This window comes from Enterobacter cloacae complex sp. P27C, from assembly GCF_014895705.1.
Classification (GTDB): Bacteria; Pseudomonadota; Gammaproteobacteria; order Enterobacterales; family Enterobacteriaceae; genus Enterobacter; species Enterobacter bugandensis.
In genome coordinates, this window is record NZ_JADBQB010000001.1 from 209873 (window position 1) to 227417 (window position 17545).

Annotated in this window: 18 protein-coding genes; 7 read left to right on the top strand and 11 right to left on the bottom strand. The window is 59.2% G+C overall.

Features of this window, described 5'->3' with window-relative positions; genetic code table 11:
• Positions 1–6: 6 nt before the first annotated feature.
• Complete coding sequence (gene wrbA, locus IM291_RS00985; RefSeq protein ID WP_041910554.1) at positions 7–603, bottom strand: NAD(P)H:quinone oxidoreductase; 597 nt, start codon at positions 601–603, stop codon at positions 7–9.
• A 390-nt stretch (positions 604–993) separates the two neighbouring features.
• On the opposite strand from wrbA, the gene IM291_RS00990 reads away from it, so the two are divergent.
• The 4 genes from IM291_RS00990 to IM291_RS01005 all read left to right on the top strand — a co-directional run bounded on the left by IM291_RS00990 (position 994) and on the right by IM291_RS01005 (position 3057).
• Positions 994–1164, top strand: coding sequence for a general stress protein (locus IM291_RS00990; RefSeq protein ID WP_001273664.1), 171 nt, complete (start codon positions 994–996; stop codon positions 1162–1164).
• A 116-nt stretch (positions 1165–1280) separates the two neighbouring features.
• The gene (locus IM291_RS00995; RefSeq protein ID WP_045261672.1) at positions 1281–2198 is read left to right on the top strand and encodes a DMT family transporter; all 918 of its coding nucleotides are present in this window, start codon (positions 1281–1283) and stop codon (positions 2196–2198) included.
• A gap of 61 nt (positions 2199–2259) precedes the next feature.
• The gene (locus tag IM291_RS01000) at positions 2260–2529 is read left to right on the top strand and encodes a DUF1778 domain-containing protein (protein WP_008499829.1); all 270 of its coding nucleotides are present in this window, start codon (positions 2260–2262) and stop codon (positions 2527–2529) included.
• Between the two features lie 27 nt (positions 2530–2556).
• Positions 2557–3057: a GNAT family N-acetyltransferase gene (locus IM291_RS01005; protein WP_172616463.1), complete on the top strand. Its 501-nt coding sequence runs from the start codon at positions 2557–2559 to the stop codon at positions 3055–3057.
• Positions 3058–3115: 58 nt separating this feature from the next.
• Here the strand turns inward: IM291_RS01005 and rutG are convergent, their stop codons facing one another.
• From rutG to rutA, 7 genes are read right to left on the bottom strand one after another with little or no spacing between them, the layout of a single operon-like run.
• Positions 3116–4438, bottom strand: coding sequence for a pyrimidine utilization transport protein G (gene rutG / locus IM291_RS01010; protein ID WP_192985929.1), 1323 nt, complete (start codon positions 4436–4438; stop codon positions 3116–3118).
• 21 nt (positions 4439–4459) lie between these two features.
• Positions 4460–4951, bottom strand: a complete 492-nt coding sequence (gene rutF / locus IM291_RS01015; protein ID WP_032644856.1) for an NADH-dependent FMN reductase RutF — start codon at positions 4949–4951, stop codon at positions 4460–4462.
• A gap of 12 nt (positions 4952–4963) precedes the next feature.
• Positions 4964–5554, bottom strand: a complete 591-nt coding sequence (locus tag IM291_RS01020; protein ID WP_041910551.1) for a malonic semialdehyde reductase — start codon at positions 5552–5554, stop codon at positions 4964–4966.
• Between the two features lie 9 nt (positions 5555–5563).
• Positions 5564–6364: a pyrimidine utilization protein D gene (gene rutD, locus IM291_RS01025; protein WP_028012656.1), complete on the bottom strand. Its 801-nt coding sequence runs from the start codon at positions 6362–6364 to the stop codon at positions 5564–5566.
• A 7-nt stretch (positions 6365–6371) separates the two neighbouring features.
• Complete coding sequence (rutC, locus tag IM291_RS01030) at positions 6372–6758, bottom strand: pyrimidine utilization protein C (RefSeq protein WP_008499822.1); 387 nt, start codon at positions 6756–6758, stop codon at positions 6372–6374.
• Between the two features lie 11 nt (positions 6759–6769).
• Complete coding sequence (gene rutB / locus IM291_RS01035) at positions 6770–7459, bottom strand: pyrimidine utilization protein B (RefSeq protein ID WP_192985930.1); 690 nt, start codon at positions 7457–7459, stop codon at positions 6770–6772.
• Positions 7459–8550 carry a pyrimidine utilization protein A gene (gene rutA / locus IM291_RS01040; protein ID WP_192985931.1) on the bottom strand — a complete coding sequence of 364 codons (1092 nt, stop codon included), beginning with the start codon at positions 8548–8550 and terminating at the stop codon, positions 7459–7461. The genes rutB and rutA overlap by 1 nt, the downstream gene beginning before the upstream one ends.
• A 245-nt stretch (positions 8551–8795) precedes the next feature.
• Between rutA and rutR the strand changes: the two genes are divergently transcribed.
• A complete protein-coding gene (rutR, locus tag IM291_RS01045; protein ID WP_192985932.1) occupies positions 8796–9434 on the top strand; it encodes an HTH-type transcriptional regulator RutR in 639 nt (212 codons plus the stop codon).
• Here the strand turns inward: rutR and IM291_RS01050 are convergent.
• Both IM291_RS01050 and putA read right to left on the bottom strand, forming a co-directional pair.
• A complete protein-coding gene (locus IM291_RS01050) occupies positions 9431–9826 on the bottom strand; it encodes a lysozyme inhibitor LprI family protein (RefSeq protein WP_028012660.1) in 396 nt (131 codons plus the stop codon). The genes rutR and IM291_RS01050 overlap by 4 nt on opposite strands.
• Before the next feature lie 51 nt (positions 9827–9877).
• Complete coding sequence (gene putA / locus IM291_RS01055) at positions 9878–13840, bottom strand: trifunctional transcriptional regulator/proline dehydrogenase/L-glutamate gamma-semialdehyde dehydrogenase (RefSeq protein WP_192985933.1); 3963 nt, start codon at positions 13838–13840, stop codon at positions 9878–9880.
• A 422-nt stretch (positions 13841–14262) separates the two neighbouring features.
• On the opposite strand from putA, the gene putP reads away from it, so the two are divergent.
• Together putP and IM291_RS01065 are read left to right on the top strand one after the other, a co-directional pair.
• Positions 14263–15771 carry a sodium/proline symporter PutP gene (gene putP / locus IM291_RS01060; RefSeq protein WP_192970892.1) on the top strand — a complete coding sequence of 503 codons (1509 nt, stop codon included), beginning with the start codon at positions 14263–14265 and terminating at the stop codon, positions 15769–15771.
• Between the two features lie 116 nt (positions 15772–15887).
• On the top strand, positions 15888–16307 hold the full coding sequence (locus IM291_RS01065; protein WP_192970893.1) for a DUF3574 domain-containing protein: 420 nt from the start codon (positions 15888–15890) through the stop codon (positions 16305–16307).
• A gap of 48 nt (positions 16308–16355) precedes the next feature.
• Here the strand turns inward: IM291_RS01065 and IM291_RS01070 are convergent, their stop codons facing one another.
• Positions 16356–17540: a NupC/NupG family nucleoside CNT transporter gene (locus tag IM291_RS01070; protein WP_047368266.1), complete on the bottom strand. Its 1185-nt coding sequence runs from the start codon at positions 17538–17540 to the stop codon at positions 16356–16358.
• Between the last annotated feature and the right edge of the window lie 5 nt (positions 17541–17545).

Genomic DNA, 17545 nt, shown 5'->3' on the forward strand with positions numbered 1-17545 from the left:
GTTGGGTTAGCCGTTCAGTTTTTTAGCGAGACCCGCGACGTATTCACCCTGATAGCGGGCGATAGAGAGTTCTTCATTGCTTGGCTGACGTGAGCCATCCCCACCGGCAATGGTGGTTGCGCCGTACGGCGTCCCGCCGCGCACCTGAGAAACGTCAAACAGCTCCTGCGCGCCGTAGCCAATTGGCACAATCACCATTCCATGATGAGCAAGGGTAGTCCAGGTTGAGGTAATCGTCTGCTCCTGGCCGCCGCCGGTGCCGGTAGAGCTGAATACGCTGGCGAGTTTGCCGTACAGCGCCCCGGATGCCCAGAGCCCGCCGGTTTGATCGAGGAAGGTACGCATCTGGCCTGACATATTGCCGAAGCGGGTCGGGGTGCCGAAGATAATGGCATCATACTCCGCCAGCTCCTGCGGGGTCGCGACCGGGGCATTTTGTGTTTTTCCCCCGGCTTTGGCGAACGCTTCCGCCTGCATGGTTTCCGGTACGCGTTTTACCACAACCTCAACGCCGTCCACTCTGTTTGCACCTTCTGCTACCGCGTGAGCCATGGTTTCAATGTGTCCATACATGGAATAATAGAGCACCAGAACTTTTGCCATTTTGCATCACTCCTCGTTGGTTTTTCTGACAGCGGATCGCTGCGTTCATTTAAAGATATGACATCACGGCCAGACTGCAAAAATGAACGGCATTTCTTTGATTTATAACAACATGGTTACAATAAGGTGCTGTAGCAAAATGAAACAACTTTCTGGTCGTCGAATTTTAAAATGATAAGAAAGGCTTATAGATTTCCGTCGCCTTATCTGACCCGAAAGGCAGATATCATGTTGCAGAATATTACCCGTGGCTTGCCGGATAGCCTCAGTCCACTAAGCTTAGTTTCACGCGGCACAGATAAAGGCCCTGTCCTTTAGCCGCGAGGTGAAAGAATCCTCTTTTACTGAATGCAATATGATGTCTAATGTTTCACACTCTGGAGGTTAGAGATGGCAAACCATCGTGGTGGTTCAGGTAATTTCGCTGAAGACCGTGAAAGAGCATCAGAAGCAGGTCGTAAAGGTGGCCAGTCTAGCGGGGGTAACTTCAAGAACGACCCTCAGCGCGCATCAGAGGCTGGTAAAAAAGGGGGTAAAAATAGCCACGGCAGCAATAAGTAGTACGCCGGGTTGACTCCCTGCCGCCGGGTTTCCCGGCGGTTTTTTTATGTCTGCAACATTGAACTGTAACCAAAGGCAACGCACACTACAGAATTGATCTCACTTGTTGGTGTCGCATGTCCGTCTCACGCTTTAAATTCTCCATAAAACCGCAGGAAGCCATCCTTATTCTCATCACCATGTTCTGGGGCGGGACCTTTCTTGCCGTCCAGTACGCGGTGACCCTCAGCGATCCGTTCTTTTTTGTCGGCCTGCGCTTTGCGACGGCGGCGATAGCCGTGGGGCTGATCTCCCTTAAAACGCTGCGGGGTCTGACGCTGAAGGAACTCAAGGCCGGCGTGGCGATTGGGATTGCGATAGCGATGGGCTACAGCCTGCAGACGTGGGGATTGCAGACCATCTCCAGCAGCAAATCCGCTTTTATTACCGCCATGTACGTGCCGCTGGTGCCGCTGCTGCAATGGTTATGCCTCGGGCGGCTACCGGGGCTGATGTCCTGCATTGGCATCGTGCTGGCGTTTATCGGCCTGATTTTATTAGCCGGGCCGGAAAATAACCTGCTGGCGCTGGGGCCGGGCGAGATCATTACCCTCGTCGGGGCCATTGCCATCGCGGCGGAAATTATTTTGATCAGCGCCTGGGCTGGGAAAGTGGACGTCAAGCGCGTGACGGTGGTGCAGCTCGCGACGGCGTCGCTGGTGGCCTTCGCGACGATGGTGCCAGCCGGGGAATCCGTGCCGCCGATGTCCACGGGGCTGGTGGTGGTCGCGCTGGGGCTTGGCATCTTCAGCGCCATTATCCAGGTGACCATGAACTGGGCGCAGCGCAGCGTATCGCCAACGCGGGCGACGGTGATCTACACCGGTGAACCGGTCTGGGCGGGGATTTTCGGACGACTGGCCGGCGAGCGTTTGCCGCTGCTGGCGCTGGTGGGCGCGGCGTTTATTGTCGCCGGGGTGCTGGTGAGCGAACTAAAGCTCAGAAAGCGGGGGCGTGAAGCGAGTCATTTGACTGCTGAAAAAGGTTTAGATTGAAAAAAAGCGCAACGTTACTTAGGATATGTACGGATTAAAACCGTACACGGTGATGTAAACCATGCCAGCACTTAAAAAACAGCGTATCGATCTTCGCTTAACGGACGAAGACAAAACAATGATTGAAGAAGCGGCGGCGATGACGAATCAAACGATCACCCAGTTTATGGTGAACAGTGCGTCAGAGCGTGCTGCAGAGGTCATCGAGCAGCACCGTCGTCTCGTGTTAAACGAAGCCTCCTGGAATGCGGTGATGGATGCCATCGATAATCCGCCAGAGCCAAATGAACGCCTCAAGCGAGCGGCAAAACGTCTTCGAAACATGGAGTGAAGCGTCTTGGCAAATCTCACGATTGAAATGTTTTCAGAGGGAACCGACTATGATTTCGGGGATTTTGATTGTGGTGAACCCTCGCTAAATGCCTTCCTGAGAGAACACCTGGTGCGCCAGCACAATGGACGTATTCTACGAGCCTACCTGCTTAAAGAGCGCGACCATCCGCGCGTGCTGGGCTATTACACGCTATCGGGAAGTTGCTTTGAGAGAGCGATGCTTCCTTCTAAGACTCAGCAGCGTCGGATCCCTTATCTCAACGTACCCAGCGTGACGCTGGGACGTCTGGCTATTCATAAAGAACTACAGGGAAACGAGTGGGGAACAACGCTTGTTGCACACGCTATGCGGGTGGTTTACCTGGCTTCGCAGGCTGTGGGAGTACACGGAATATTTGTTGATGCCCTTAGCGAGCAGGCTAAACGATTTTATCTGAAGCTGGGGTTCATCCCGCTGGCAGGCGAAAACAGCCATTCTTTGTTCTTCCCGACAAAAGCTATCGAACGACTGTTTGAGCAGGCGTGATCGCTCTTAAGGAGCATGCAGGTCGGGTAAGGCGTAGCCGTCACCCGACATATCGATTTCACGAATCCTGATGCGCCGCTGCGGCCTGCGGCGCGGCAGCCACCCGGCGGCTCAGCAGGGCGTTAAGCAGGATCGCGCCGAAGGTCGCCGTACCAATCCCGCCAATCGCAAACCCGCCCAGCGTCAGGGCAAAATCGCCCGCGCCCAGCACCAGCGTGACGGCCACCATGATCAGGTTGCTGTTCTGGCTAAGGTCAACCCGATGCTGCACCCAAATGCGCGCCCCGGCCACGGCGATCAGCCCGAACACCACAATCGACGCGCCGCCGATGACCGGTGACGGAATGGTGTGGATCAGCGCGCCGAACTTCGGTGAGAAACCAAGAAGGATCGCCATTACCGCCGCCGCCACGAAGACCAGCGTTGAGTAGACCTTGGTCACCGCCATCACGCCGATGTTTTCCGCGTAGGTGGTCACGCCGCTGCCGCCCACGGAGCCTGAGAGCATGGTCGCCAGCCCGTCGCCGACGAACGCGCGGCCCATGTACGGATCCATGCTGCGCCCGGTCATTCCCGCCACCGCCTTCAGGTGCCCTAAGTTTTCCGCCACCAGGATCACCGCCACCGGGGCGATAAGCATCATCGCCTGCGTGTTAAAGGTGGGCGAGGTCACCTGCGGCAGACCGAACCAGGCGGCCTGATGAAGCAGGGTAAAATCGACCGGCTTGCCCATGCCGAACACGTTCGCCAGCAGGGCGTAGATCAGACAGGCGACAATCAGCCCGACCAGGATCAGCAGACGCTGGATCATCCCGCGCGTAAAGACTGCCACCAGGCCGATGCACAGCACCGTGATCACCGCCATCCAGCTTTCAAACGGCGAAGCGGAGACGCTTTTCACCGCAATCGGCGCGAGGTTCAGGCCTATCGCCATCACCACCGCGCCGGTGACGACGGGGGGCATCATCCGTTCGATCCAGCGCGTGCCGATCTTCATCACAACGAGACCAATTAGGGTATAGACCAGCCCGCAGGCGATGATGCCGCCGAGGGCCACGCTCAGGTTGGGGTTGATCCCCTGGCCGTTAAAACCGGTAGTGGCGATGACCACGCCGACAAAGGCGGCGCTGGAGCCCAGGTAGCTGGGCACGCGCCCGCCGGTAACAAAAAAGAACAGCAGGGTGCCGATTCCCGACATCAGAATAGACAGGTTGGGATCGAGCCCCATCAGCATCGGCATCAATACCGTCGCGCCAAACATCGCGACTGCATGCTGGACGCCCATCACCATGGTTTGCCCGAGCGGGAGGCGTTCATCCGGCGCGACCACGCCTGCTTCAGTAGAGGTCGATTTCAACTGCCAGTGGGGAAATCCGAACATGGTCTGTCTCCTTAAAGCGCCTTAGCAGGCGGGTCGCATAAGCGCGTGGTAGCTGCGGTCGAACCACACCAGACCTTGCGGGGCGGGGTGGCGAATAATCGATACGATGTCGCAAAACAGAATGTCGTGAGTACCGACGCTGACCACCTGGCTGATGCGGCAGTCAAACGAGGCCAGCGCATCCTCCAGACGCGGGCAGCCCGTGTCGCCCGTCTGCCAGCGGGCGGCGGTAAAGCGTTCCGCCATCGGCGTTTTACCGCCAAACAGATTGGATAAAGGCTCCTGTCCGGCGCTCAGGGTATTCACGCACAGGGTGCGGTTTTCGCTGAACGTGGGCCAGACCGACGCGCCGCGGTTCAGGCACACCAGCAGGGTGGGAGGGGAATCCGTGACGCTGCATACCGCGCTGGCGGTGAAGCCCGCCATCCCCGCCGGGCCGTCGGTGGTGATGATGTTGACCGCCGCGCCGACGCAGGCCATGGCGTCGCGAAAGGTTTGTTTATCGGGTGTCATCACGATCGCTCCTTACGCCAGTCCGCAGGCATCGTCGAAGGTCAGGCGCGGCAGGCGCCCGTAAAGTTTGCGCGTATCGCCATAGCCAATGTTGATCAGCAGGTTGCTTTTAAGCGTTGTGCCGGTGAAAAAGGCCTCGTCGACCTTTTGTCGGTCAAAGCCCGACATCGGCCCGGTGTCCAGGCCGAGTGCGCGGCAGGCGAAAATCAGATACGCGGCCTGCATTGAGCTGTTGCGAAAGGCCGTCTCTTCCGCCAGCGCGGGGCTTGCGGTAAACCAGCTTCTGGCATCGCCGTGCGGGAAAAGCTCGGGCAGGCGCTCGTAGAATTCCCCGTCCCAGGCAACAATCGCTGTCACCGGGGCGGTAAGCGTTTTCTCGAGGTTGCCGCTGGAGAGCGCCGGGCGCAGCTTCTCTTTTCCCTCTGCGCTTCGCACAAAGACAATGCGCGCCGGTGAGCAGTTGGCAGACGTTGGGCCCCATTTCATCAGGTCATACATCTCGCGCAGCGTCTCGTCGCTGACCGGCATATCCAGCCAGCCGTTGTGGGTGCGGGCACCGGTGAACAGCGTTTCCAGCGCGGCGGGGGTAATGGCTTCGCTCATTAAAGCTCCTTATAAAGCGGGTTCAGGGCTGTGCAGCAGGCTGGCAAGCCCGTTCAGCAGCAGGGTGTTAAAGGTGTCCGGCTCGGTGACGTTGCAGGCATGTCCGCCCTGGCGCATGACCGTTTTGTGGGCGTGCGGGAGGGCGGCGTGCAGTTCAGCGGAACAGACGGACGGCACCAGCACGTCGTCGGCGGAACAGATAATGTGAACCGGGCAGCGAATGCGTGCGGACTGGCGGCGGAAGTCGGCTTTTTTCAGGGCGCTGAGCCTGCGCAGCAGGTTGGTTTTACCCTGGAAATGGGCCAGCGCCAGCGCTTCTTCGGCCTCCAGACGCGGCGCGCGGGCGGCCATCCAGTCTGCCGGGTAGAGAAACAGCGGCTGCGCCTCGACCCACGCCTGCGCGCCGCCGGAATGCAGCAGCCGCTCGCGAACGTCAAAACAGCGGCGGGTGTGGGCATTGAGGGTCAGCCAGCCGTTGACGCACACCAGCGCGGTGAGGGCGTCGGGCCTGTCGAGGGCCAGTTGCAGGCCGACCAGCGCGCCGAGCGCGTGCCCGACGACGCTGTAGCGCGCAATGCCTGCGTCAGCCAGCGCCTGGGCGAGCTCGTCTGCCATCTGCGCAAGGCTGTAACCCTCCGGCAGGGTGTCGGGGTTATTGCCCGTTCCCCGCTGGTCATAGCACACCACCTGATACTCCGGCTCCAGCGCGGCCTGCTGGGGCAGCCAGTAGCTGCCGCTGCCGCCGAGACCGGAAATAAAGACCACCACGGGCGCACCCTCGTACGGCGGCGGCGAGACGGAAAGTTTCATGCCTGCCTCACTTCGCGATGTGCGCAACGGTGGCGATCTCAACCAGCGCGTCCGGTTTTACCAGCCCGCACTGAATGCAGAACCGCGCCGGTTTATCGCCGGGGAAGAACTCGGCGTAGATTTCGTTAATCGCGGCGTAGTTTTTCCAGTCGGTGATAAAGATGCTGTTGAAGGTCACGTCCTCCATGGTGCCACCCGCCGTTTCGATCACGGTTTTGATCGTCTCCAGCACGTGGCGGGTTTGCGCCTTTGGGTCGTTGATAAATACCACGTTGTTGTCTTTATCAAACGGCAGCGTGCCGGAGACATACACCACGCCGTCGGCGAGGGTGCCGGGGACGAACGGGGCGATGGGCGTGCTGGTGCCCGGCGGGATGATTACGGATTTCGGCATCGTGTGTCTCCTCAGGCGATACGGGCGAGCGGAGGATTCAGGGCGTCGCAGAAATCCGCAACGTTACTGACCCAGCCAAAAAAGGTTTCGATATTGAACAAAGCTGCCTTTTGGGCGAATTCCGGCCCGGCCTGATGGGTCGCGTCTTCCAGCACCACGCCGAAATACTCGAGGAAAAAGCCGTCGCGCAGGGTCGATTCCACGCACACGTTGGTGGCAATGCCGGTGAACACCAGGTGGCGAATGCCCCGGCTGCGCAGGAGGCTGTCGAGCGGGGTGTTGAAAAAGCCGCTGTAGCGCGGTTTCGGCAGGACGATATCACCCGCCTGCGGGACCAGCTCATCCACCAGCTGATAATCCCAGCCGCCTTTGGCCAGCAGCTTGCCCTGCAGTTCGGGCCGCTTGCGCATGGTTTTCAGGGCGTTCGACTTGTGGAAGTTGGGCGAGCCGGGGCCGCCTGCCTCGATGTACTGGTCATCCCAGCCGTTCTGGAACCAGATGATGAGCATTCCCGCCGCGCGCGCGGCGGCGACGGCGGTTTTGATGTTCTCGATCACAGGCCTTGTGGCGGAGACGTCGAACCCCGCCAGATCCAGATAACCGCCCTGGCTGGCATAGGCGTTTTGCATGTCCACCACGATCAGTGCGCTCTGCTGCGGCGCAAAGGTGATGGCTTCCGGGCGAGCGTTTAAGGTCGTCATTACGCCACCTCCTTCGTGACGGCAGGGATATGGGCGCGGCACTGCATCAGCGGCTGGATGCGCTCGCCGAAGGTTTCCACGCCGGTGAGGAAATCATCGAAGGTCAGCAGGACGCCCTCCGCGCCGGGTACGGCTGCCACTTCGTCGAGCATCCTGGCAACGCTGGCGTACGAGCCAACCAGCGTGCCCATGTTGATATTGACGGCGGAGGTCGGGTCGGCCATCTGGCGCACGTTGGTGTCTGCGCCGGAACGGGTATCCTTCTGGCTCTGCTCGGTAAGCCAGCTCAGGGCGTCGTCGTCAGCGCCGTCCTTATACCGTTCCCATTTGGCGCGTGCGGCGTCGTCGGTTTCGTCGGCAATGACCATGAACAGCACGTACGAGCCCACGTCGCGCCCGGTTTTGTCGGCGGCCTCCTTCATGCGTGCCGCGGTCGGGGCAAAGGCGGCAGGGGTGTTAACGCCTTTGCCGAAGCAGAAGTTGAAGTCAGCATATTTCGCGGAGAATTCCATGCCCGCGTCGCTCTGCCCGGCGCAAATCACCTTCATCGGCACCGACGGCTGCGGGCTGACGCGGCAGTCGTTCATGGTAAAGAAGTCGCCTTTGAAGTCGCTTTTGCCGGTGCCCCACAGGTCGCGCAGCACCTGCACGTATTCGGTCAGGTAGTCGTAGCGACGGGAGAAGTAATCGTCGCCCGGCCAGAGTCCCATCTGCTCGTACTCCGGTTTTTGCCAGCCGGTGACCAGGTTAACGCCAAAGCGCCCGCCGGAGATGGAGTCGATGGTGGAGGCCATGCGTGCCACGATCGCGGGCGGAAGGGTGAGGGTGGCCGCGGTGGCGTAGATCTGGATCCGCGAGGTAACCGCTGCCAGCCCGGCCATCAGAGTGAAGGACTCCAGGTTGTGATCCCAGAATTCCGTTTTGCCGCCAAAGCCGCGCAGCTTGATCATCGAAAGCGCAAAGTCGAAATGGTAGTGCTCCGCTTTCTGCACGATGGCTTTGTTCAACTCAAAGGTCGGCATGTACTGCGGTGCAGTGGTCGAGATAAGCCAGCCGTTGTTGCCGATGGGTACAAATACGCCAATTTTCATCACGAACCTCTCTTCATTACGTCGCAGGTGTAACGGTGGTTTTGCAAAGGCAATGCCAGTTTTGAAAACGCTTGTGTTATTAATGTGTTAATGGGAAGTTGGGGAATTGATGCCGCTAAATGTGGACTAAATGGTCAAAAACATTGCACAGAAAACAGGCACTCATGCGCGATGGGAGTGCAGAAGGTCGTGGCGAGGCGGGGGTTTTGCTATGCTGAGCGCAGGAAAGAAAATGGAGAGCGGAAATGACACAAGGCGCAGTGAAAACACCCGGAAAACGTTCGCAGGCGGTGAGCGCCAAAAAGCAGGCGATCCTCAGCGCCGCGCTGGAGACCTTTTCACAGTTTGGCATTCACGGCACGCGCCTGGAGCAGGTGGCGGAGCAGTCCGGGGTGTCTAAAACCAATCTGCTCTACTATTACCCGTCGAAAGAGGCGCTGTATGTGGCGGTGATGCAGCAGATCCTCGATATCTGGCTGGCACCGCTCAAGGCATTTCGCGAAGAGCTGGCCCCGCTGGTGGCTATCGAGGAGTACATTCGCCTTAAGCTCGAGGTGTCGCGCGATTACCCGCAGGCGTCAAGGCTGTTTTGTCTTGAGATGCTGCAGGGCGCGCCGCTGCTGCAGGCGGAGCTGACGGGGGATTTAAAGCAGCTGGTGGACGATAAGTCGGCGATTATCGCCGGATGGGTTGCCAGCGGAAAGCTGGCCCCGGTCGACCCGCAGCACCTGATCTTTATGATCTGGGCCGCTACCCAGCATTACGCTGACTTTGCGGCCCAGGTTGAGGCGGTGACCGGTAAAACGCTCCAGGACAAGGCGTTTTTCCAGAGCACCCTCGAAAACGTGCAGCGGATGATTATCGAAGGGATCCGCGTGCGTTAATTGCCCGGCGGGAGAGGGCAGCTTAAGTCGCCCTCTTCACACTGCATCAGCGAGGCCAGAAACGCCTCGCGCTCCACGGTTTTTTCCGCCAGGCACTGGTTAACAATCATTGGCTGGACGCTCCCGCCTTCCGTCCCCGAACCGATAAACGCGCAGTCCGCGTCGCGCAGGGTAATCCACGCCTGCTGCGCTTTTTTCAGCAGGTCGCGCTGGGGGGCCGCCGCGCGTTTGATGGCGGCCTGATAGGTCTGGTTGAGTTTTTTATCGGCTGCCTGGTACTGCTGCGCGCTACAGGTATTCAGTTCAAGCTGCGTGGTGGCGTTGTCGCACTCGTTGGCCAGCGCGCTGGCGCTCAGCAGCAGTGCCGCACCGGCGATAAGATATCGTTTCATATACTCCCCAATAAAATAAGGCTCCGTCTCCGGAGCCTTATTAGCACAGCGTTAGCCGATTGTCATCAGGCTGGCGTTACCGCCCGCCGCCGCGGTGTTGACGCTGAGCGAGCGCTCCACGTACAGACGCTCCAGCAGCAGGTTGGTTTCCCCGCGGGCGAAGCCCTGCACGGAAACAATCGCCCCGCTGCGGGCCGCCACCTGCTCGCACAGCTCGCGCAGCTGGTCGGAATCACCGTGGTAGATCACCGCGTCAAACGGCTGGGTTAGCAGGGCATCGGCTTTCGCGAAGTGAATACGGGCCGAGACCGCTTTCGGCAGCTGTTTGGCGAGATCGCGATGCAGCGCATCGTCCGGCCACAGCACTTCACACCCGGTGGCCATCGCCGCGGCTAGCTGTACCAGCGCGTCCTGCTCGTTATCCGCCACGCACAGTACGTGCTCGCGCGGCATCAGCGTCCAGGTGTTGCGCTCGCCGGTTGGCCCCGGCAGCAGACGCTGGGTACCGGCCTGCGCCAGTTCGCCGTACTGCTGCGCAATCGCACGCAGTTCAGGACGGTTATCAGCCCACTTAATCAGCGCCTCCAGCGGCTGGGTCAGCACGGCTTTCACCTGCGCGTCCACCGGATATTCAGCGTCCTGACGCGCCAGCGTCACGCCCAGGGCATTTTCCGGACGGTTCGCCAGCAGACGGTACAGGTAGAGCGGACCGCCCGCTTTCGGACCCGTACCGGAGAGGCCTTCGCCGCCGAACGGCTGCACGCCCACGACCGCGCCAACCATGTTGCGGTTGACGTACAGGTTGCCGACTTTGGCCGTGCCGGTGACCTGCGCAATGGTCTCGTCGATACGGGTATGCACGCCGAGCGTCAGGCCGTAGCCGGAGGCGTTGATCTGGTCGATAAGCGCGTTGAGGTTGTTACGGTTGTAACGCACCACGTGTAGCACCGGGCCGAAGACCTCTTTTTTCAGCTCGTCGAAGCTTGCCAGCTCAATCAGCGTAGGCGGCACGAAGGTGCCAGTCTGCCACTCGCGGGCATCTTCGCTGTTCTCGCGCACCGCCTGGAACACTGGACGGCCTTTGGCGCGCATGGCCTGAATATGGTTTTCAATGTTGGCTTTGGCTTCCGCGTCGATCACCGGCCCGATGTCGGTGGTGAGACGGCCCGGGTTGCCCATGCGGCATTCCGCCATCGCGCCGCGCAGCATCTTCAGCGTGTGGTCAGCCACGTCATCCTGTAAGCACAGCACGCGCAGGGCGGAGCAGCGTTGACCGGCGCTGTCGAAGGCGGAGGCCAGCACGTCAACAACCACCTGCTCGGTGAGCGCGGAGGAGTCAACAATCATGGCGTTCATGCCGCCAGTTTCGGCGATAAGCGGGGTAGGACGACCCTGCGCATCCAGACGGGTGGCGATGTTGCGTTGCAGCAGGGAGGCCACTTCGGTCGAACCGGTAAACATCACGCCGCGCACGCGGTTATCGGAGGTGAGTTTGGCGCCCACCGTTTCACCGCGCCCTGGCAGCAGTTGCACCACGCCCGCCGGAACGCCTGCTTCCAGAAGAATGTTGATGCCCTGGGCGGCAATCAGCGGGGTTTGCTCTGCCGGTTTCGCCAGCACGCTGTTGCCTGCGGCAAGGGCGGCGGCAATCTGGCCGGTGAAGATCGCCAGCGGGAAGTTCCACGGGCTGATACAGACCACCGGACCGAGCGGGCGGTGCGTTTCGTTGTCGAAATCATCGCGCACCTGACCGGCGTAGTAGTGCAGGAAGTCGACCGCCTCACGCACTTCGGCGATGGCGTTGCTGAAGGTTTTACCCGCTTCGCGCACCAGAATGCCGATGAGCTGCTGCATCTGATCTTCCATTAGCACCGCGGCGCGTTCCAGAATGGCGGCACGCTCCTGCGGCGGGGTGGCGAACCAGATTGGCGCGTTGTTCACCGCGCTCTCCAGCGCCTGTTCCACTTCCGCTTCGGTTGCTTCACGCGCGTAGCCGACGATGTCCTTCGGCTCTGCCGGGTTGATCACCGGCTGCATTTCACCGTCCTCAACGGACTGCTCAAGGATCGGTTTGGCCTGCCACTTCTGCAATGCGCTGTTGAGCAGGGCAGAGGAGAGCGACGCCAGACGGTGTTCGTTCGCCAGATCCAGGCCCGCCGAGTTGACGCGGCCCGCGCCGTACAGCTCGCGCGGCAGGGCAATTTTCGGATGCGGCAGACCAATCTGGCCTTCCTGCGCCGCCAGCTTCTCTACGGCCTGCACCGGATCGGCCACCAGTTCGTCAAGCGGCAGGGTGGTGTCGGCGATGCGGTTAACGAAGGAGGTGTTCGCCCCGTTCTCCAGCAGACGACGCACCAGGTACGCCAGCAGGGTTTCGTGGGTGCCCACCGGGGCATAGATGCGGCACGGGCGGTTCAGCTTGCCGTCCGCCACTTTACCGGTGACCTGCTCGTACAGCGGTTCGCCCATGCCGTGCAGGCACTGGAACTCGTACTGGCCCGGATAGTAGTTCTGCCCGGCCAGGCTGTAGATCGCCGCCAGGGTATGGGCGTTGTGGGTCGCGAACTGCGGGTAAATCAGGTTCGGCACGCCGAGCAGTTTTTTCGCGCACGCGAGGTAAGAGACGTCGGTGTAGACCTTGCGGGTATAGACCGGATAGCCTTCCAGACCTTCCATCTGGGCGCGTTTGATTTCGCTGTCCCAGTAGGCGCCTTTCACCAGGCGGATCATCAGGCGGCGACGGCTGCGGCTGGCCAGGTCAATCAGGTAATCAATGACGAACGGACAGCGTTTCTGGTAGGCCTGGATGACGAAACCAATCCCGTTCCAGCCCGCCAGCTCCGGTTCGAAACACAGTTTTTCCAGCAGATCGAGGGAGATCTCCAGACGGTCAGCCTCTTCGGCGTCGATGTTGATGCCGATATCATACTGGCGCGCCAGCAGGGTCAGGGACTTCAGGCGCGGATAGAGCTCTTCCATCACCCGGTCGTACTGCGCGCGGCTGTAGCGCGGGTGCAGGGCGGAGAGCTTAATAGAGATGCCCGGACCTTCATAAATACCGCGACCGTTGGATGCTTTACCGATGGCGTGGATCGCCTGCTGGTAAGAGACCATGTAGGCCTGCGCATCGGCGGCGGTGAGCGCCGCTTCGCCCAGCATGTCATAGGAGTAGCGGAAACCTTTGTCTTCCAGCTTATGGGCATTCGCCAGCGCTTCGGCAATGGTTTCCCCGGTGACGAACTGCTCGCCCATCAGGCGCATCGCCATGTCCACGCCTTTGCGGATCAGCGGCTCGCCGCTCTTGCCGATAATGCGGTTCAGAGAGCGTGACAGGTTGGCTTCGTTATGGGTGGAGACCAGCTTGCCGGTAAACAGCAGACCCCAGGTGGCGGCGTTGACGAACAGCGACGGGCTGCGGCCAATGTGGGAGTGCCAGTTGCCGTTGCTGATCTTGTCGCGGATCAGCGCGTCGCGGGTAGCTTTATCCGGAATACGCAGCAGCGCTTCCGCCAGGCACATCAGCGCCACGCCTTCCTGTGAGGAGAGGGAGAACTCCTGCAACAGGCCCTGCACCATCCCGGCGCGGCCGGTGGCGGTTTTCTGGTTGCGCAGCTTGTCGGCTAACTGATACGCCAGGCTGTGCGCCTGGGCGGCAATGGCTTCCGGCAGGCGGGCCTGCTCCAGCAGCATCGGCACGGCGTCGGTTTCGGCGCGGCGGTAAGCCCCGGTAATGGCGGCGCGGCTGACGGACTGCGGCAGGATCTGCTCGGCAAATTCGAGGAACGGCTGGTGGTTTTCTTCCACCGCCGTCGCGGCGTCGTCGCTTTCGTTCGCTGCGCCCGCCAGCAGGGCAGGCAGCTCAGGCAGGCCATCTTCACTCTCCAGCCTTTCCAGATAGTTAAAAATCGCCTGCTTGATTAACCAGTGCGGTGTGCGGTCAATGCGGGTTGCTGCGGTCTTAATCCGTTCGCGGGTCGCGTCATCCAGCTTAACCCCCATGGTGGTCATCCCCATGCCAAAACTCCTGTTGTTCTGTAATAGCGTTCTGTTGATAGCGTGAAATATCTACCATGTTGCAACTTTGTGCAACCGTGTTAAATGTGACCTGGTTTGCAAGCTGGAAAATGAATGGATTGTTAACGATTAGTTAGCTGCGAAAAAGAACGCGCGACGGTTTACGAAGCCAGTTTTTATGCGGTGCTTAACACTTTTTAAAGGTGCAACCCGTAAAAGCGTGAGCGAGTGCAACCTATAGGAAAGACGTATAAAACCAGGGATGAAATTCATGTAAATGCAGTGTTAAATCGTTTGTCAGTGGGAAGCGTATACGGCAGGATAGCGCGCCCAACGGAAACACATACACACATCACTACGTTCCGGTGATGACATAACAAGGCAACCCGGACGGTTGTCGCTCGACATTTTGGAGAATTTGAATGGCTATTAGCACACCGATGCTGGTGACATTTCTCGTTTATATTTTTGGCATGATCCTGATAGGGTTTTTGGCATGGCGTTCCACTAAAAACTTTGACGACTACATCCTTGGCGGGCGCAGCTTAGGCCCAATGGTCACCGCGCTCTCTGCGGGCGCATCCGACATGAGCGGCTGGCTGCTGATGGGGCTGCCGGGCGCGATTTTCATCTCTGGTATTTCCGAAAGCTGGATCGCCATCGGCCTGACCGTCGGCGCGTGGATCAACTGGAAGCTGGTGGCAGGCCGTCTGCGCGTACATACCGAAGCCAACAACAACGCCCTGACGCTGCCGGATTACTTCACCGGACGCTTTGAGGATAACAGCCGCGTGCTGCGCATTATCTCCGCGGTGGTGATCCTGGTGTTCTTCACCATCTACTGTGCCTCCGGCATCGTGGCCGGTGCGCGTCTGTTCGAAAGTACCTTCGGCATGAGCTACGAAACCGCCCTGTGGGCCGGTGCGGCGGCAACCATCCTCTATACTTTCGTGGGCGGCTTCCTGGCCGTCAGCTGGACCGACACCGTGCAGGCGAGCCTGATGATCTTCGCCCTGATCCTGACCCCGGTGATTGTGATTTTCACCGTTGGCGGCTTTGGCGATTCACTGGAAGTTATCAAGCAGAAGAGCATCGAAAACGTCGATATGCTGAAAGGGCTGAACTTTGTCGCCATCGTCTCCCTGATGGGCTGGGGGCTGGGCTACTTCGGTCAGCCGCACATTCTGGCGCGCTTTATGGCGGCGGATTCTCACCACACCATCGTTCACGCGCGTCGCATCAGCATGACGTGGATGATCCTGTGTCTGGCGGGCGCGTGTGCGGTCGGCTTCTTCGGTATCGCCTACTTCAGCAATAACCCGGCGCAGGCGGGCGCGGTGAACCAGAACGCCGAGCGCGTGTTCATCGAGCTGGCGCAGATTCTGTTTAACCCGTGGATTGCCGGTATTTTGCTCTCCGCGATCCTGGCGGCGGTGATGTCCACCCTGAGCTGTCAGCTGCTGGTTTGCTCCAGTGCAATCACCGAAGACCTCTACAAGGCCTTCCTGCGTAAAAATGCGAGCCAGAAAGAGCTGGTGTGGGTAGGGCGCTTTATGGTGCTGGTGGTGGCGCTGGTAGCCATTGCGCTGGCAGCCAACCCGGAAAACCGCGTGCTGGGTCTCGTGAGCTACGCGTGGGCGGGCTTCGGTGCCGCGTTTGGGCCGGTGGTGCTGTTCTCCGTCATGTGGTCACGCATGACCCGCAACGGCGCGCTGGCGGGGATGATCATCGGTGCGGTGACCGTCATCGTCTGGAAGCAGTTCGCGTGGCTGGGCCTGTACGAAATCATTCCGGGCTTCATCTTCGGCAGCATCGGTATTGTGGTGTTCAGCCTGCTGGGTAAAGCGCCGTCTGCCTCTATGCAGAAGCGCTTTGCGGAAGCGGATGCGCACTACCACACTGCGCCACCGACTAAGCTGCAGCCAGAATAATTTTCTCACGCAGTACCGTAGGCCGGGTAAGCGCAAGCGCCACCCGGCTTTTTTCTTGCCAAAATCCGTATTTTCCTGTGATATCCATGTGCTTATAACAATGAGGATAGCGATACATGACCATCAAAACAGGGGTAATGGCGGCGGCATTATTGATGCTGGCGGGCTGCAACGCGTCATCGCAACATGCGGCGGTAGAGACCTGCAAAGCGGATAACCAGATGCAGCAGACCACGCTCTATTTTGGCTTGAATCGCCCGGCAGGGGCGCAGATTACCGGCAGCGAGTGGCAGCAGTTTGTTGACCAGGACGTGACGCCGCGTTTTCGCGATGGCTTAACGGTGTTTGATGCGCGCGGGCAGTGGCTGGGGAACGACGGGAAAGTGGCGCGTGAACCCAGCAAAGCGTTAATGCTGATCCACGGTAAAGATGCGCAGAGCGAGAAGAACATCGAAGCGTTGCGCGGGATCTATAAGTCTCGTTTCGCGCAGGAATCGGTGATGCGGGTCGACCAGCCGGTGTGCGTACAGTTTTAATAAAAAACGGCGGGATAACCCGCCGTTGTTGTTTTGTAGCAAAGCTATTTACAGCACTAATCCCGCAAAGCTCGCCGACAGCAGGCTCACCAGCGTCGCACCGTATACCAGGCGCAGACCAAACCGCGACACCACGTTGCCCTGCTGCTCGTTCAGCCCCTTAATCGCCCCGGCGACGATGCCGATGGAGGCGAAGTTGGCAAACGAGACGAGGAAGACGGACAAAATACCCAGCCCGCGCGGTGACATTTCATGAGCAATTTTTTGCAGCTCAATCATCGCTACAAATTCATTCGCCACCAGCTTGGTTGCCATAATGCTGCCCGCGTTTAACGCATCGCTGAGCGGAATCCCGATAAGCCACGCCAGCGGATAAAACACATAGCCCAGGATCTGCTGGAAGCTCATGCCGAATACGCTGGAGAAGAGGGCGTTAACGGCGCTGATGAGGGCGATAAAACCAATCAGCATCGCCAGAATAATCATCGCCACCTTAAAACCGGCCAGAATATACTCGCCCAGCATTTCAAAGAAGCTCTGGGATTCGTGCAGTTTTTCCAGCTTGATATCCGGCTCGGCTTCCGGACGCACCGGGTTAATGACCGAGAGAATAATAAAGGTGCTGAACATGTTCAGGATCAGCGCGGCAACGACAAATTTGGCGTCGAGCATGGTCATATAGGCACCGACAATCGACAGGGAGACCGTCGACATGGCCGTGGCCGCCATGGTGAACAGACGACGCGAGGAGAGATCCCCCAGCACGCCTTTATAGGCAATGAAGTTTTCCGACTGGCCGAGGATCAGCGAGCTCACCGCGTTGAACGATTCCAGCTTGCCCATGCCGTTCAGCTTTGACAGCAGCGTTCCGATGATTCGAATAAAAATCGGCAGGATCCGCCAGTGCTGGAGAATACCAATCAGTGCGGAAATAAAAATAATCGGACACAGCACGCCGAGGAAAATAAACGCCAGCCCTTTTTCTCCCATTCCGCCAAAGACGAAATTCGTCCCTTCCGAGGCAAATTTAAGCAGTGACTCAAAGAAGCCGGAAACGTATTTAATCAGGAATAGCCCGCTTTCGGCGTGCAGGAAAAAGAACGCCAGGGCAATTTCAATAACAATCAGCTGTAAAACATAACGAATGCGAATTTTTCGGCGGTCGAAACTCACCAGCCAGGCAAGCGCAAGAATAATCACCAGCGCCAGCAGGAAATGGACAATCTTAAACATGGAAT

Excerpts from the sequence above, each read along its gene's own strand:
- IM291_RS01020 (WP_041910551.1), bottom strand. The coding sequence starts at position 5,554 with ATGAGCGAAGCCATTACCCCCGCCGCGCTGGAAACGCTGTTCACCGGT.
- rutF (WP_032644856.1), bottom strand. The coding sequence starts at position 4,951 with ATGACACCCGATAAACAAACCTTTCGCGACGCCATGGCCTGCGTCGGC.
- rutC (WP_008499822.1), bottom strand. The coding sequence starts at position 6,758 with ATGCCGAAATCCGTAATCATCCCGCCGGGCACCAGCACGCCCATCGCC.
- rutG (WP_192985929.1), bottom strand. The coding sequence starts at position 4,438 with ATGTTCGGATTTCCCCACTGGCAGTTGAAATCGACCTCTACTGAAGCA.
- IM291_RS01050 (WP_028012660.1), bottom strand. The coding sequence starts at position 9,826 with ATGAAACGATATCTTATCGCCGGTGCGGCACTGCTGCTGAGCGCCAGC.
- IM291_RS01065 (WP_192970893.1), top strand. The coding sequence starts at position 15,888 with ATGACCATCAAAACAGGGGTAATGGCGGCGGCATTATTGATGCTGGCG.
- putP (WP_192970892.1), top strand. The coding sequence starts at position 14,263 with ATGGCTATTAGCACACCGATGCTGGTGACATTTCTCGTTTATATTTTT.
- wrbA (WP_041910554.1), bottom strand. The coding sequence starts at position 603 with ATGGCAAAAGTTCTGGTGCTCTATTATTCCATGTATGGACACATTGAA.
- IM291_RS00990 (WP_001273664.1), top strand. The coding sequence starts at position 994 with ATGGCAAACCATCGTGGTGGTTCAGGTAATTTCGCTGAAGACCGTGAA.
- IM291_RS00995 (WP_045261672.1), top strand. The coding sequence starts at position 1,281 with ATGTCCGTCTCACGCTTTAAATTCTCCATAAAACCGCAGGAAGCCATC.
- rutA (WP_192985931.1), bottom strand. The coding sequence starts at position 8,550 with ATGAAAATTGGCGTATTTGTACCCATCGGCAACAACGGCTGGCTTATC.
- putA (WP_192985933.1), bottom strand. The coding sequence starts at position 13,840 with ATGGGGATGACCACCATGGGGGTTAAGCTGGATGACGCGACCCGCGAA.
- IM291_RS01070 (WP_047368266.1), bottom strand. The coding sequence starts at position 17,540 with ATGTTTAAGATTGTCCATTTCCTGCTGGCGCTGGTGATTATTCTTGCG.
- rutB (WP_192985930.1), bottom strand. The coding sequence starts at position 7,459 with ATGACGACCTTAAACGCTCGCCCGGAAGCCATCACCTTTGCGCCGCAG.
- IM291_RS01000 (WP_008499829.1), top strand. The coding sequence starts at position 2,260 with ATGCCAGCACTTAAAAAACAGCGTATCGATCTTCGCTTAACGGACGAA.
- rutR (WP_192985932.1), top strand. The coding sequence starts at position 8,796 with ATGACACAAGGCGCAGTGAAAACACCCGGAAAACGTTCGCAGGCGGTG.
- rutD (WP_028012656.1), bottom strand. The coding sequence starts at position 6,364 with ATGAAACTTTCCGTCTCGCCGCCGCCGTACGAGGGTGCGCCCGTGGTG.
- IM291_RS01005 (WP_172616463.1), top strand. The coding sequence starts at position 2,557 with ATGTTTTCAGAGGGAACCGACTATGATTTCGGGGATTTTGATTGTGGT.